The sequence below is a fragment of the Corynebacterium sp. 2571A genome (assembly GCF_055700935.1).
This window is the reverse complement of record NZ_JASTTE010000001.1, coordinates 225,915-239,032: the sequence shown is the minus strand read 5'-3', so window position 1 is coordinate 239,032 and position 13,118 is coordinate 225,915. Positions and strand designations below refer to the sequence as shown.

The 13,118-nt window shown below is 66.1% G+C and carries 14 protein-coding genes; 5 read left to right on the top strand and 9 right to left on the bottom strand.

Going from position 1 to position 13,118, the window contains the following annotated elements:
• Positions 1-301 precede the first annotated feature (301 nt).
• Positions 302-1,714: a C4-dicarboxylate transporter DcuC gene (gene dcuC, locus QQS53_RS01255; protein WP_472774169.1), complete on the top strand. Its 1,413-nt coding sequence runs from the start codon at positions 302-304 to the stop codon at positions 1,712-1,714.
• Between the two features lie 38 nt (positions 1,715-1,752).
• On the opposite strand, the gene QQS53_RS01250 is transcribed toward dcuC, so the two are convergent.
• Positions 1,753-2,910 (bottom strand): YihY/virulence factor BrkB family protein, encoded by a 1,158-nt coding sequence (locus QQS53_RS01250; RefSeq protein ID WP_472774168.1) that lies wholly within the window; start codon positions 2,908-2,910, stop codon positions 1,753-1,755.
• A gap of 79 nt (positions 2,911-2,989) precedes the next feature.
• On the opposite strand from QQS53_RS01250, the gene QQS53_RS01245 reads away from it, so the two are divergent.
• On the top strand, positions 2,990-3,484 hold the full coding sequence (locus tag QQS53_RS01245) for an S-ribosylhomocysteine lyase (protein WP_472774167.1): 495 nt from the start codon (positions 2,990-2,992) through the stop codon (positions 3,482-3,484).
• A gap of 15 nt (positions 3,485-3,499) precedes the next feature.
• On the opposite strand, the gene QQS53_RS01240 is transcribed toward QQS53_RS01245, so the two are convergent.
• Positions 3,500-4,594 carry a UDP-N-acetylmuramate dehydrogenase gene (locus tag QQS53_RS01240; protein ID WP_472774499.1) on the bottom strand — a complete coding sequence of 365 codons (1,095 nt, stop codon included), beginning with the start codon at positions 4,592-4,594 and terminating at the stop codon, positions 3,500-3,502.
• A gap of 24 nt (positions 4,595-4,618) precedes the next feature.
• Between QQS53_RS01240 and QQS53_RS01235 the strand changes: the two genes are divergently transcribed.
• Genes QQS53_RS01235 through QQS53_RS01225 form a run of 3 tightly spaced genes read left to right on the top strand, consistent with a single transcriptional unit; the run spans position 4,619 to position 6,794 of the window.
• Positions 4,619-5,110 carry a DUF2505 domain-containing protein gene (locus QQS53_RS01235; RefSeq protein WP_472774166.1) on the top strand — a complete coding sequence of 164 codons (492 nt, stop codon included), beginning with the start codon at positions 4,619-4,621 and terminating at the stop codon, positions 5,108-5,110.
• 16 nt (positions 5,111-5,126) lie between these two features.
• Entirely contained in the window at positions 5,127-5,933 is an 807-nt protein-coding gene (locus QQS53_RS01230; RefSeq protein ID WP_472774165.1) for a class I SAM-dependent methyltransferase, read from the top strand.
• Positions 5,934-5,990: 57 nt separating this feature from the next.
• On the top strand, positions 5,991-6,794 hold the full coding sequence (locus QQS53_RS01225; protein ID WP_472774164.1) for an LmeA family phospholipid-binding protein: 804 nt from the start codon (positions 5,991-5,993) through the stop codon (positions 6,792-6,794).
• Here the strand turns inward: QQS53_RS01225 and QQS53_RS01220 are convergent.
• From QQS53_RS01220 to QQS53_RS01190, 7 genes are all read right to left on the bottom strand, one after another.
• Positions 6,791-7,351 carry a deoxyribose-phosphate aldolase gene (locus tag QQS53_RS01220; RefSeq protein ID WP_472774163.1) on the bottom strand — a complete coding sequence of 187 codons (561 nt, stop codon included), beginning with the start codon at positions 7,349-7,351 and terminating at the stop codon, positions 6,791-6,793. The two genes, QQS53_RS01225 and QQS53_RS01220, sit on opposite strands and share 4 nt — an antisense overlap.
• Before the next feature lie 13 nt (positions 7,352-7,364).
• Positions 7,365-7,643, bottom strand: coding sequence for a DUF2516 family protein (locus tag QQS53_RS01215; RefSeq protein WP_409338398.1), 279 nt, complete (start codon positions 7,641-7,643; stop codon positions 7,365-7,367).
• A gap of 36 nt (positions 7,644-7,679) precedes the next feature.
• A complete protein-coding gene (locus QQS53_RS01210; RefSeq protein ID WP_472774162.1) occupies positions 7,680-8,180 on the bottom strand; it encodes a CGLAU_01105 family protein in 501 nt (166 codons plus the stop codon).
• A gap of 117 nt (positions 8,181-8,297) precedes the next feature.
• Positions 8,298-9,587 (bottom strand): DUF445 domain-containing protein, encoded by a 1,290-nt coding sequence (locus tag QQS53_RS01205; RefSeq protein WP_472774498.1) that lies wholly within the window; start codon positions 9,585-9,587, stop codon positions 8,298-8,300.
• Positions 9,588-9,910: 323 nt separating this feature from the next.
• The gene (locus tag QQS53_RS01200; RefSeq protein WP_472774161.1) at positions 9,911-10,285 is read right to left on the bottom strand and encodes a hypothetical protein; all 375 of its coding nucleotides are present in this window, start codon (positions 10,283-10,285) and stop codon (positions 9,911-9,913) included.
• Positions 10,286-10,342: 57 nt separating this feature from the next.
• Positions 10,343-11,092, bottom strand: coding sequence for a succinate dehydrogenase/fumarate reductase iron-sulfur subunit (locus QQS53_RS01195; RefSeq protein ID WP_070768890.1), 750 nt, complete (start codon positions 11,090-11,092; stop codon positions 10,343-10,345).
• A complete protein-coding gene (locus tag QQS53_RS01190) occupies positions 11,092-13,107 on the bottom strand; it encodes a fumarate reductase/succinate dehydrogenase flavoprotein subunit (RefSeq protein ID WP_472774160.1) in 2,016 nt (671 codons plus the stop codon). Before QQS53_RS01190 ends, QQS53_RS01195 begins: the two co-directional genes overlap by 1 nt.
• Positions 13,108-13,118 lie beyond the last annotated feature (11 nt).

Here is a 13,118-nt window from a genome sequence, read left to right as displayed (position 1 = left end):
AGCAGCACGCGCCCGCGCCTACCCAGCGACCGCAATGCGAATTCCCGACAAGTTTTGCTCTCCAGGGCAGGCTCCGAGCCGAAAACTTGCCCGGAACTCTCGTCCAGGACGGGGTCCAGGACGGGAAGGCATGAGACGGCCGCGCCTGACCCGGAGCTCTCGCTCTGCCTTTCGGAACGATTCTCGTTCCTGTTCCCATTCCTGTTCCCGTTTCGCGAGTAACCGGTCTGCAATGGTGATATTCTAAAACGGCAGTGGTTATAACAAGTCCTGTCTCTCTCCACCAGCGAAAGGACTCCTTATGCTCTACCTGTTCATCTCCCTACTCTCCATCGCCGCAGTGGCTTACCTCATCTACAAGAAGGTGCACGCCGCCTCCGCAATCTTTTTCACCGGCGTTATCCTCTTGATGCTCGCCGCCGCCACCGGCCGCGCCGAGTTCCACGCCACCGAAATCGACCCCACCGGTAATGCCTTCTACGACCAGTTGCTCGTCGTGGAAGCCCTGTTCAAGGAGCGCTTCTCCGGCATCGGTATGGCAATCATGGTGCTCTTCGGCTTCGTGTCTTATATGCGCCACATCGGCGCGGACGCGAAGACAGTCGTCGCATTATCCAGCCCGCTGCGCCGTTTTAAGGGCTCCTACTGGCTCGTGCCCGTCGGCTTCCTGATAGGTAACCTGCTCTCCCTGGTTATTCCCTCGGCCGCCTCCCTCTCGCTGCTCCTGGTAGCCACCCTGTTGCCGGCCCTCATCGCCGCGGGTTTGACCCCGCTCACCGTGGGCGCCATAGTGGTCACCTCCTCGACGATCATCCCTACTCCGCTCGAAGCCGGCCTCATCCAGGGCGCCGATCTCACCGGCATGTCCGTCACTGAATTCGTTTACGGTTCGGTCGCCTGGGCCACCGTTCCAACGCTGGTCATAACGGCATTCATCCACATGTGGTGGCAACGCCGCTGCGACCTGAAGGAGGCCGCCGCGGATAAGTCCGCTGCTGACGATGCCTCTCCTATCGACGCCTCCGATAAGACCGCACGGGACGCCATCGAGCGCGCCGCGGGGCTCCCGCGCTACTACGCCTTGCTGCCCCTACTACCGCTACTACTTATCCTTATTTCGGCAGCTCTGAACCGGCTGGGGGTCCTCCCCTTCGAGGCCGGCATTCTCCCCGTCACGGTGGTTTCCCTCCTCATCGCCATGGTGATTGAGTCGGTCCGGCACCGCTCTATTAATGGCGCGCTCGACTCCGGCAAGTCCTTCTTCAAGGGCATGGGCGAAGGTGCAGCTGGCGTCGTGGCCCTGCTGGTCGCGGCGGCAGTGCTCATCGAGGGCATCACGCAGATGGGCGTCATCGACATGCTCATCAGCGCCACTGAGGGTTCGCGCGGCGCCGCCGTGGTCATCGTCCTCATCTTCGTGGTAGCCACCGCAGCAATGGCCGCGCTCACTGGGTCTGGTACTGCTCCCTACTTCGCCTTTTCGGAGGTCGTTCCCTCGCTGGCCGCCGACACGTCCATCCACGCCCCGCAGATGCTCACCGCAATCTGGGGCACCTCGAACCTGATGCGGCAGGCCTCGCCCGTCAACGCCGCGGTCATCATCGTCTCCGGTGCCATCAACGTCAACCCTGTTCGCCTAGTCAAGCGCACCGCCGTGCCGATGGTCGCCGCGACGGTGCTCAACACCTTGTTCGCGTTCCTGCTTATCGGTTAGCCGGCTCCAGCGGTACACCTTGGCCGGCTAGCGGCCTACTAGGACTCCTCCGGGGTTTCGGGGCTGTCGGCCTCGGCGGCATCGCGGATGCCTTCAGAGCGGGCCCAGAGGTCTTCCTGGGCGGCGAGTTGGGCGCGGGCGGCGGTGTCGTCGCGCGGGGCGGCCTGGATGTGCTGCTCCGAGTGCAGGCCCAGCTGCAGTTCCTTGGCACGCAGGATCTCGGCATCGATCTTGATGCCCACGATGAGCACCGTGTTCATGATCCAGATCGCGGCGAACAGGGCCATGACGGTACTGATCGCGCCGTAGGCGCTCATGCTGGCCACGTACTGCACGAACAGGCTGAAGGCGAACCAGACCAGGCCGTTGACCCCGACGGCGACGATGGAGCCCAGGGTCAGCCAGCGGAAGCGCTCGGGGCGCACGTTGGGCGCGAAGTGGTAGAGCACCGCCACCAGGGTCAAAACGACTAGCAGCGTGATGGGGAAGCGCAGCCAGTTCCACACCGGCAGGAAGATGCTGATGAGGAAATCGGCGGCCTCCTGGAGCCCGAGCTGCTCCGCGACGGGCTGGATGGCGCCGGTGACGATGGTATCGCGCAGCAGGTTGGCAAAGAGCACGATGACCGCGCCGATGACCAGCACCAGCGTCAGCCCCCACATCAGCGACCACGTGCGGATGAGGCTGCGACCCTCCATCCGGCCGTAGACCAGGTTCGCGGTCCGCGAAAAGGCCCGCACGTAGGCGGAGGCGGAAAACAGGGAGATGAGCACCGAGATCACCAGCGCGAGGGTGCCTTCGGCCGTCGATCCGATGATGGAGCCGACGATGGAATTGGCTTGGTCCTCGAAGGTCTGCGGCAGGTATTGGTCGATGAAATCGGAGGTCACCCGCAGGACTTCCTCTTTGCGGCTGGCGAAAAGCAGCGTGGCGATGGAATAGGCCGCCAGCACCGTCGGGGCAAAGGCCATGAGGGTGAAGTAGGTCATCGCGGCGGCGCGATCCAAGAAACCGTCGTGGAAGAAGTCGCGCCAGGTGCGCCGCACGACCAGCCCCCAGCTGTCCTTGCGCAGCCGGTTGCTGCGCGCCAGGGGATCGGCGTCCTCCGAGTGGCCGGCCACGCGCATCACGTCGGAGCCGTCCGTGGGGACGATGGTCTCCACGGGTACAGCGTCCGCCGGTTCGTGCTTAGTCACAGCTATAGACCTTAAAGCACCCGCTGGGTGCGCAAGAAATGGACACCCTCCCCGGCGGGGTGTCGTTAGACTGGGAGATATGACTGATCAAAACACAGCTTCCGAAAAGACCCCGTCGAACGTCGAATCCTTCGAGCTGGACCACCGCCTGGTGGCCGCGCCGTACGTGCGCGTGGCCGGCAAGACGGATCTGGGCGATGGCAAGGAGGTCATCAAGTACGACCTGCGCTTCTGCCAGCCCAACAAGGAGCACCTGGACCCGAAGGCCATGCACTCCATCGAGCACATGATGGCCCAGTTTATGCGCAATTACACCGACAAGCTCATCGGCTTTGCCCCGATGGGCTGCCTGACCGGCTTTTACGCCATCACCAACGGCATGGGCCGCGAGGAGCTGTTGCGCGCGCTCGAGGGCGGGCTGAACGACATCCTGAACGCCACCGAGGTCCCGGCCGCCAACGAGGTCCAGTGCGGCTGGGGTGCCAACCACTCCCTCGAGGGCGCGCAGGAAGCCGCCCGCGCCTTCCTGGACAAGAAGGACGAGTGGGACCAGGTCATGGCCGAAGACAACTAGCTAGAAGACAAGTAGCTAGATACTCACGCCCAGCCAGACCGGCTCGGGCACCAGCTCCACGCCGAAGGCCTCCTGGACCCCGGCGCGGATGTCGCGGGCAAGCCGGACGATGTCGTCCGCACTGGCCCCGCCCCGGTTGGTCAGCGCCAGCGTGTGCTTGGTGGACAGGGTGGCGGCCCCGTGGCCGGGGTAGCCCTTGTCGAAGCCGGCGCGCTGGATGAGCCACGCGGCGCTCAGTTTCTCCTGGGTGCCACTTCCGCCGTCTTCACCAGAAACGACATGGCGCGGCATGGAGTCCTCGCCGGTGGCGGCCTGGATGGAATCCGCGACGGCGCTGGGCACGATGGGGTTGGTGAAAAAGGAGCCGGCGGACCAAGTGTCGTGATCGCTGGCGTCTAAGACCATGCCCTTGCCGCGGCGCAGGCTGAGGACCTGATCGCGCACGTCGGCGACGGGGCGCTGCTCGCCCGGGGTGTCGGTGAGCTGGCCGAAGCGCAGGGGCCGGGAGAGCCCGTCGGTGGTCAGCTGCAGCTCGATTTCCAGCACGACGGCGCGGCCGGTGAACTTCAGGTTGGAGTAGCGGTAGGCCAGCTCCAGGTCGGCAGCCGGCACCCACTCGGTCTGTCCGCTCTCGCGGTGGTAGAGCTTGACCTGGGTGAGCACGTCGGAAATCTCCGCCCCGTAGGCGCCGACGTTCTGCACGGGCACAGCCCCCGCGTTGCCCGGGATGCCGGACAGGCACTCGATGCCGCCCAGGCCCGCCTCGACGGTGGCAGCCACCACGGCGTCCCAGTTGGCGCCGGCTTGGGCGCGGACGATGCCGGACTCGGCATCGATGGCCACGGCGTCGAAGTCGAGCAGCACGGCGACGTAGTCGAGCTGGCCGTCGGCGACGACCAGGTTGGAGCCGCCGCCGACGATGACTAGGGGCGCGCGGGAGGCATCGATAGCAGCGATGGCTTGGGCGGCCGCCGCGGGTGTCGCGGCGCGCACGCAGGCCCGCGGGGAGCCGCCGATGCGCAAGGTGGTCAGGTCCGCGAACGTCACCTGTGGATCGAGCTCCACCCCGTCAATTTCATTCAGCTGCTGGGTCAATAATTCTTCAGGCACGTTATCCACGGTAGTCTGTATACCATGTCAACTCGTAGCGAAAACACCGTGACTATCAATCAGCCCATCGAGAAGGTGCACGAAGCTCTGCGTACCGAGGCTTACTGGGAGTACGTGGTAGCCAACCTGTCGCCGGATCCGGGCCAGGTGCACGACTTCACCAACGACACCGCGATCCTGTACGAGATCCTGCCGACCACCCTCCTGCCGGAGGCCGTGCGCGCCATGGTTTCCCAGGACCTGAAGGTCAAGCGCGTGTTCACCACCTCCGACCTGGACGGTAACGCGGCCGATGCCAACTACACCGCCGACGTCAAGGGCACCCCGGTGGACTTCAAGGGCGAGATCAAGCTGACCGGCGAGGGGGATACCACCACCCTGGCCTACACCAACGAGATCTCCGTCAACATCCCGATGATGGGCGCCGCCATCGAGCCCAAGGTGGGCGAGGCACTCGAGGAGCTCTTCAACAACGAGGGCGCCCTGACCGACAAGTGGATCACCGACAACCTCTAAAACACCCACTCCTTAAATGGCCGACCACGCGCATAACCTGAAGGCTAACCCCAGCGCGGGTCGGCCTTTTGGCGTCATCACCCGCGGCACCACCGCGGTCAACCGGCTGCGGCGCTGCGACAGGTGGATGCACGCCCACCCGGACATCGCCTCGTTGCTGCGCAGCCACCCGGTCCCGCACGCCATCGACGTCGGCTACGGCGCGTCCCACACCACCACCGTGGAATGGGCGCGCTGGCTGCGCCGGGTCAACCCGCACACGCGGGTCACCGGGCTGGAGGTCAACCCGGAGCGGGTCCTGCCGCCGCGCGACGGCGTGGAATTCGAACTCGGCGGCTTCGAGCTGGCCGGCTACCGCCCGCACCTGGTGCGCGCCTTCAACGTGCTGCGCCAGTACGACGTCGACCAAGTGCCCGAGGCCTGGGAGACGGTCTGCGCGCGGCTGGCCCCGGGCGGGGTCTTCGTGGAGGGCACCTGCGACGAGCTGGGCCGCCGCGCCACCTGGATCCTGCTGGACGCTGCCGGCCCGCAGACGCTGACCCTGGCCTGGGATCCCTTCGACGTGGAGCGCCCCTCCCAGCTCGCCGAGCGCCTGCCGAAGGCACTCATCCATCGCAACGTGCCGGGCGAGGGCATCTACGAGCTACTGTCGGCCGCGGACCGCGCCTGGGATCACTGCGCCGGCTGGGCGCCGCACGGCCCGCGCGTGCGCTGGCGGATGGCCCAGGCCCTGCTTCGCGATGCCGGCCTGCCCTTCGCGCCCACGCGCCGCCGCCTGCGTGACAACCACCTGACGGTTGACTGGGAATTCGTCGCCCCCTAGGGCGAATTTCCCGGCCCGCATTGCCGAAGCCCACCGTTATGCGCGAAACTGGTGAGCATGGCTCAAAACAAATCTGCCGCATCGACGGCCTGGAAGATCATCGTCGGGGTGCTCGTCGCCCTCCTCGTCCTCGTCCTCGTGGCCGAATTCGGCCTGCGCTGGTTCATCGGCGACAAAATGAAGACGCAGCTGCGCGAGAACGCCGAGGCCGACGGCGTGGTGATGCAGGAGGATCCTTCCGTGAACTTCGGCGCCAGCCCGCTGGTTATTGGCGTGCTCAGCGGCACCATCGGGCAGATCAACATGGACGTGCCCTCCACGCTGGACATCTCGGACGCGGGTATTAAGGGCCAGCCCGCCGCGCAGCTCGAGGTCACCGACTTGGAGATGAACTCCGAGACCGCCGGGCACCTGGTGGCCACCACCACCCTTCCCGACGATTTTCTGCTCAAGACCTTCCAGGACAGCCTGCGCGAGCAGTCCGGCCTGGACATGCTGGGCGATATCGTGGTCACCGACATCACCTCCAAGGACGCCGAAAACGTCCTCGAGGTGCAGCTGGGCGGCGGGCTGGCCACCCTGTCGCTTTCCCCGCACGCCGCCGACGGCAACCTTAAGATTGAGGCCACCAAGTCCACCCTCTTCGGCATGGAGCTGCCCGCGGAGGTTACGGAGCAGATCACCCAGTCGCTGTCCGACGGCCTGTCCGAGCAAATGGCCGGGAACGCGCTGGCCATCGAGGACGTGCAGGTCCAGGACGGCACGCTGAAAATCACCGTCGCCGGGGACAACGTCAACCTCTCCGAGGCGCAGAACGCCGCCGGCGGGGCCGCCAACGAGCAGGACTCGCAGCCGGCCTAAGGCGTGGCGATGGCCACGCGCCCGGCGGCCAGCGCGTCCACCTGCTGCGCGGTATCCAAGGCAGCATCCGCCCAGTAGACCTGCTCGAGGCGGGTCGCTTCCGCCCCCGGCGCCTGCGCGCCGCGGGTGATGGCGCGCTGGTAGCCGGCCTTCTCGGCCATACCTAGTACGAGGGTCGGGTCGGCCGGGGCGGCATCGGCAGCCGGCAGGATGACGCCCAGCACGACCGGGTCGGGGCAGGCCTCGCGGACCGCGACCAGATCGGTGAGCAGGGCGTTGGGATCGCTTAAGGTGGCATCGACAGCCAGCCAGATTTCGGCGGCGCCGTTCTGGACCGCCAGGCGGGCCTCCGTGGCCTTGACCAGGCTGTGGTGGCGGCCGGTGGGAAAGCCCGCGACGGCGGCGACGTGGCCGGCTGCGGCCTGCGGCAGGTGGTGCGGGCTAAGCAGCACGGGGCCGGAGAATTCCTGCAGGGCGCGCTCCACCTGCGGCCTAGGCGCGCTGGTCAGGTCGCGGTAGACGCGCTGGGCGAGCCACTCGGCATCGTTGAGCGACAAAGCGGCGCCTGGCCTAGTAGCGGTAGTCGCCGTTGATGAGGGCGCGCAGCTGCGGGCGCACGTCGAACCAGTAGACGCCCACGCAGACCGCCGCGATCCACTTCAGGAAGGGCAGGTTCAGCAGCAGTGCCAAGGCCGAACCGGCCATGATCGCAACCCACGTCATCTTGGACTGGCGGTCCCCGGCCGTGAACGCGTCTTCCCGGGTGTTGGCGGCCATCACGGCGCCCACGATGGCGGCGATGGCCACGCCCCAGAACAGCACCGTCTCGATCGCGGTCAGGACGAAAATAACGGGATTATCGAGAAAGAACACTAGCTGTTAAACCTACTTCTCTTGGTTGTCCTCGGTGGAGATTACCTCTCCATCGATGATATCTTGCGTCGGATCCGCCACCGAATCCGCGCCCTTGGCGTGCTTGCCGGTGCTTTCCGGCTCGGCGGTGGCCCCGTTGGCGCGGCGGCGTTCCTGCGCGGTGTTGACGGCCTCGTTCACGCCGTCCTTGGTGGCGTTGTAGGCCTGGCCGAAGTTGTCCTTGGCGGCGGTGAAGGACTCGGAGTCCTTGGTGCCCTCTGCCGCGCGGCGCAGGGATCCGCCGTAGTCCTTCGCGGCGGCCTTCGCCTTGCCCACCAGGGAGGCGTCCTCGCCGACCTCCGGCTTATCGGCTGCGTGGGTGGTGCGGTCCTCGCGGAAGCGGTCCGTGAAGTCCTTGGCCACGCCCAGGGCGGAGGCGCCGGCCTCCTTGATCGGGCCCCAGGATTCCTTCAGGGAATCCGCAATGGACTTGTCGTTGTCTGCGTTGTTCGGCTGCTGGGTGTGCTCGGCCATGGTTTTTCTCCTCGGATAATTGTCTTTTCGGGGTCGTAGGTCGTGCCGGTATGAGATTGTGAAAACTGGTCGTGCAGGCGGATTCGGCGCCGGGTGGAAAGTCCCAGGACGCCGTCCCTAAACGCCAAATATGAGGTGATTAACAGTGTAGATGACCAAGCCGGCCAGCGCACCGACGATGGTGCCGTTCAGGCGGATGAACTGCAGATCCTTGCCCACCATGAGCTCGATCTTCTCGGAGGCCTCCTCCGCGTCCCAGCGCTCGATGGTCTCCGAGATGATCGAGGTGACCTCGCCGGAGTAGTTGTCCGCCAGGAAGGCCGCGGTTCCGTTGATGCGGCGGTCCAGGCTGGCGCGCAGCTGCGGGTCCTCGCAGATATTGGTGCCCCACTGCAGACAGAGGTCCCGGATCTTCTCGCGCAGCATCGAGTCCGGGTCTTCGGCCTGCGCGATGATGGCGGCCGCCGACTGGCGCCAGATGGCCTGCGGGGCGCGCTGCATGCGCTCCGAGCCCATCAGGTCCACCTTCAGCTCCTCCACGCGGCGGATGATGCCCGGGTCGTTCTGCAGGTCGTCCGCGAACTTATCCAGGTTGCGGCGGATGGACTGGCGGGCCGGGTGGTTTTTGTCCGCCTTGACCTCGTCGGCGAACTGGACCAGCTCCCGGTAGACCTTCTCGCCCACCAGCGAGCGCGCGAAGCGCGGCGCCCACTGCGGCATGCGCTCGTCGATGAGCCGCACGACGGGCTCTTCCATCTGACCGACCTTGGCGTGGGCGTAGTCGATGAGCTCATCGACTACGGGCTCAACCTTGCCGTCGGCGATAAGGCCCTCCAGCAGCCGCCCGGCCGGCGGGCCCCACTCGGGCTCGGCCAGCCGGTCCAGGATCTGGGACTGGATGAGCGCCTCCGCGTCCTTCGGGTCCAGCGCGCGGATAGCGTTGGCGGTCAGCTTGCCGGCCTCCCGGGAGACCTTCGCGGCGTTGTCCTCCTGGGACAGCCAGCGCCCCAGCTTGTCCGGCAGCTGCGCCTGGGAGACCTTGTCCGTGATCAGCTCCGCGTTGAGGAAGTTCTCCCCGACAAACTCAGACAGGGCCTCACCCACCTGGTCCTTCTTGCGCGGAATGAGCGCCGTGTGCGGGATGGGGATGCCCATCGGGTGGCGGAACAGCGCCGTGACGGCGAACCAGTCCGCCAGGCCGCCGACCATGCCGGCCTCCGCGGCCGCGCGCACGTAGCCGACCCACACCGGGGCCCCGCCCGGCTGGTTCTGCCACCAGGAGCACGCGAAGAAGATGACGGCCGCCAGGCCCAGCAGCGCGGTGACAAAGATCTTGTGGTTCCGCAGCGTGCGGCGCCGCTCCTGCTCCACCTCCGGCGACGGCCCCGGCACGGGGCGGCTAGCGATGCCACCGGCGCTGGCTTCTACCGCCTGGCCCTCGTGGCTAGCCCCGGCGTTGCTAACGCCCTCATGGCTAAACCCCTCGTAGCTAGCAGCAGTGCTGTGCTTGCCCAACGTGAATACTCCTTAATCGCCGCTGTTTATGCGCTGTGTCGATTCTCCCAACCATTCTGCCTCATTTCGGGGCCAGCCCCGGTGCCGGCCTGGCCTTCCTGCCACCGGTGCCGAGGTGCTGGGCCTTAGGGCGGGGCGGCATCGTCAAGCCCGGCAAGGCAAGAAAAAACCGTACCCGCCAGCAGCGGATACGGCTTGTGTTCTTGGGGTTTAGCCTAGTTTACGCGACCAGTTTCCTTGCGGTACTGGTGGTAGTAGCGGCGCCCGAACTTCACGGACACGATGGCCGCGATGGAGATGATGACGGTCAGGACCACACCGATGATGATGGTGGTGTCCACGTGCGCCTCCGCGGCGGTACCGTTCGGGAACAGGTGGTTCGCAAGGCCCCAGGTGATGATGCCGATGGCCGGCAGGATGCCCATGATGAGGCCCATGCCCACCCAGGTGGAGGTGCGCAGCAGCGAAGAGTGCGGCGCGGCGAACGACATGGGCTCGTAGCCTTCGATGTAGTTGTCCTGGATCTTGCCGGAAAACTCCGGGTAGGTCTCGCTCGCGTGATCCGCGGTTGCCTGGGAATGAGTGCTCATAGGGATGAACTTTCTGCCGGAATCGATTGTTACTGGTGTTTCTCTACTGACTATAGTCTAGTCGTCCTTGCCGCGGAAAGCAGCACGGGCACGTTCGCGGGTGACCGCGGAGACCGCCGTGAGCGGAACGCCGGCCGGGCAGACGTCGGCGCACTCGCCGTACAGCGAGCAGTGGCCGAAGTTCTGCTCCAGGTCGTCGACCATGTTGCGGGCGCGACGACCGCGCTCTTCCTTGCCCAGCGGCATCAGCGACAGGTGCACCAGCTTCGCGCCGGTGAACAGGTGGGCTGCGCCGTTCGGGCAGGCCGCCACGCAGGCACCGCAGCCGATGCAGGCCGCGTGGTCCAGCGAGTACTCGGCGGTCTCGTGGTTGATGTGCATGGTGTCGGCATCCGGGGCGGTGCCGGCGTCCATGGAGACGTAGCCACCCTGCTCCATCACGTGATCGAGGGCGCTGCGGTCGACCACCATGTCCTTGATGACCGGGTAGGCCGCGGAGCGGAAGGGCTCGATCTTCAGGGTGTCGCCGTCGTTGAACTGGAACAGGCGCTGCTGGCAGGCCGGGGTGTTCTGGCCCGGGCCGTGCGGGCGGCCATTGACCGTCAGGCCACAGGTACCGCAGATGCCCTCGCGGCAGTCGGAAGCGAACGCGTAGGGTTCCTCGCCGCGCTCAATCATTCCGTCGTTGACGTGGTCCAGCAGTTCCAGGATGGACATCTGTTCTGCGGCGTCGTCGACCTGGACCGTCTCAAACTTGCCTTCTTGGGTCGGTCCGGCCTGACGCCAGATCTCAAGTGTCAGTTTCATTACTTGTAGTTCCTTGTCATCAGCGGGATCGAATCAAAGTACAGGGGCTCGGCGTGGCGGATGAACTCGTGCTCACCCTCGCCAGCCTCCCAAGCGGAGACGAAGCACCAACGCTCGTCGTCGCGCTCGGCCTCGCCGTCCTCGGACAGGTGATCGTCGCGGAAGTGCGCACCACAGGACTCGTCGCGGTCCAGGGCGTCGATGCACATCAGCTCACCCAGGTCCAGGTAGTCGGCCACGCGGGCGCCGTACTCGAGCACCTGGTTCATGTCCTCGGCGGAACCCGGGATCCGGACGTTGGCCCAGAACTCCGCGCGCAGTTCGCGGATCTTGCCGATGGTGGTCTTCAGATCCTCGACGTTGCGGGACACGCCGCAGCCCCAGTAGAGGAGCTCGCCCAGCTTGCGGTGGTAGTAGGCCGGGCCGTGCGGGTCGTTGCCCCGGACGTTCATCAGGCGGTCGATGCGGCCCTGAGCGCGCTGCAGGGCGCGCTGCGCGGCCTCGGAATCCTCGGCCAGCTTGTCCTCACCGAGGTGGTCGGCCAGGTAGTTCGGGATGGTGAACGGCAGGGTGAACCAGCCGTCCACGGAGGCCGACAGCAGCGAGTTCGCGCCCAGGCGGTTCGCGCCGTGGTAGGTCCAGGAGCACTCACCGGCGGCGAAGAGGCCGTCGATGGAGGTCATCTCGTTGAAGTCGCTCCACAGGCCACCCATGGTGAAGTGGCAGGTCGGGGCGATGCGCATAGGGGTCTCGTAGGCGTCCTCGCCGATGGCTTCCTTGTACATCTCGATCAGGTTCGAGTAACGCTCGCGGATCTTGTCCTTGCCGAGGCGCTCGATGGCGTCGCGGAAGTCCAGGTAGACCGAGTTCTTCAGCGGGCCCACGCCGAGGCCGGCGTTGATCTGCTGGGAGATGGCGCGGGAGGCGACGTCACGCGGGACGAGGTTGCCGAAGGCCGGGTAGCGGCGCTCCAGGAAGTAGTCGCGCTCCTCCTCCGGGATGGAGTTCGGGTCGCGCTCATCGCCTTCGGTCTTCGGGGACCAGATGCGGCCGTCGTTACGCAGCGACTCGGACATCAGGATGGTCTTCGACTGCCACTCGGAGTTGACCGGCAGGCCCGTCGGGTGGAACTGGATGAACGACGGGGAGGCCAGGTAGGCGCCCTGCTCGTAGGCGCGCATCATGGCGCCGGCGTTCGAGTTCTTCGCCAGGGTGGACATGTGGAAGACGTTGCCGTAGCCACCGGTACCCAGGATGACGGCGTGGCCGGTGAAGGCCTTCAGCTCGCCGGTAATCAGGTTACGGGTGACGATGCCGCCGGCGCGCTTGGTGCCATTGTCATCGTAGGTGATGATGTCCTGCAGATCGTGGTGGGAGAACAGCTCCACGTTGCCCAGGCCGATCTGGCGGTACAGCGCCGAGGTGGTCGACAGCTGCAGCTGCTGGCCCGTTTGGCCACGGGTGTAGTAGGTGCGGGAGACCTGCACGCCGCCGAAGGAACGGGTGGCCAGGGTGCCGCCGTACTCACGGGCGAACGGGGCGCCGATGGCGTTCATGTGGTCGATGACGCGGCCGGACTCGGAGGCCAGGCGCCAGCAGTCGGACTCGCGGCAGCGGTAGTCGCCGCCCTTCACGGTGTCCTTGGTGTGGCGGTAGGCCGAGTCGTTGTCGACCTTCTTGGAGCGCGAGGAGTTCACGCCGCCCTGTGCCGCGATGGAGTGCGCGCGGCGCGGGGAGTCGTGGTAGGTGAAGACCTTCACGTTGTAGCCGAGCTCGCCCAAGGCGGCAGCGGCGGCGCCGGCGGACAGGCCGGTGCCGACCACGAGGACCTCGAATTTGCGGCGGTTCAGCGGGGAGACCAGCTGCATGTGGTCCTTCTGGTAGCTCCACATGTCCTTCATCGGGACGCCGTGGGGCTCGTTCGACTCCAGGATCTTGCCGGGGCGCACGCCCTCGACGATGGACTCTGGGTGCGAGAAGTCCGGGTGCTCTCGCTTCAGTTCGGTATTAGTCATGGGTTCAAATA

What these genes read in the sequence shown, in the direction of transcription:
- dcuC (WP_472774169.1), top strand. Translation starts at nt 302, where the DNA reads ATGCTCTACCTGTTCATCTCCCTACTCTCCATCGCCGCAGTGGCTTAC.
- QQS53_RS01245 (WP_472774167.1), top strand. Translation starts at nt 2,990, where the DNA reads ATGACTGATCAAAACACAGCTTCCGAAAAGACCCCGTCGAACGTCGAA.
- QQS53_RS01235 (WP_472774166.1), top strand. Translation starts at nt 4,619, where the DNA reads ATGTCAACTCGTAGCGAAAACACCGTGACTATCAATCAGCCCATCGAG.
- QQS53_RS01230 (WP_472774165.1), top strand. Translation starts at nt 5,127, where the DNA reads ATGGCCGACCACGCGCATAACCTGAAGGCTAACCCCAGCGCGGGTCGG.
- QQS53_RS01225 (WP_472774164.1), top strand. Translation starts at nt 5,991, where the DNA reads ATGGCTCAAAACAAATCTGCCGCATCGACGGCCTGGAAGATCATCGTC.
- QQS53_RS01210 (WP_472774162.1), bottom strand. Translation starts at nt 8,180, where the DNA reads ATGGCCGAGCACACCCAGCAGCCGAACAACGCAGACAACGACAAGTCC.
- QQS53_RS01200 (WP_472774161.1), bottom strand. Translation starts at nt 10,285, where the DNA reads ATGAGCACTCATTCCCAGGCAACCGCGGATCACGCGAGCGAGACCTAC.
- QQS53_RS01195 (WP_070768890.1), bottom strand. Translation starts at nt 11,092, where the DNA reads ATGAAACTGACACTTGAGATCTGGCGTCAGGCCGGACCGACCCAAGAA.
- QQS53_RS01190 (WP_472774160.1), bottom strand. Translation starts at nt 13,107, where the DNA reads ATGACTAATACCGAACTGAAGCGAGAGCACCCGGACTTCTCGCACCCA.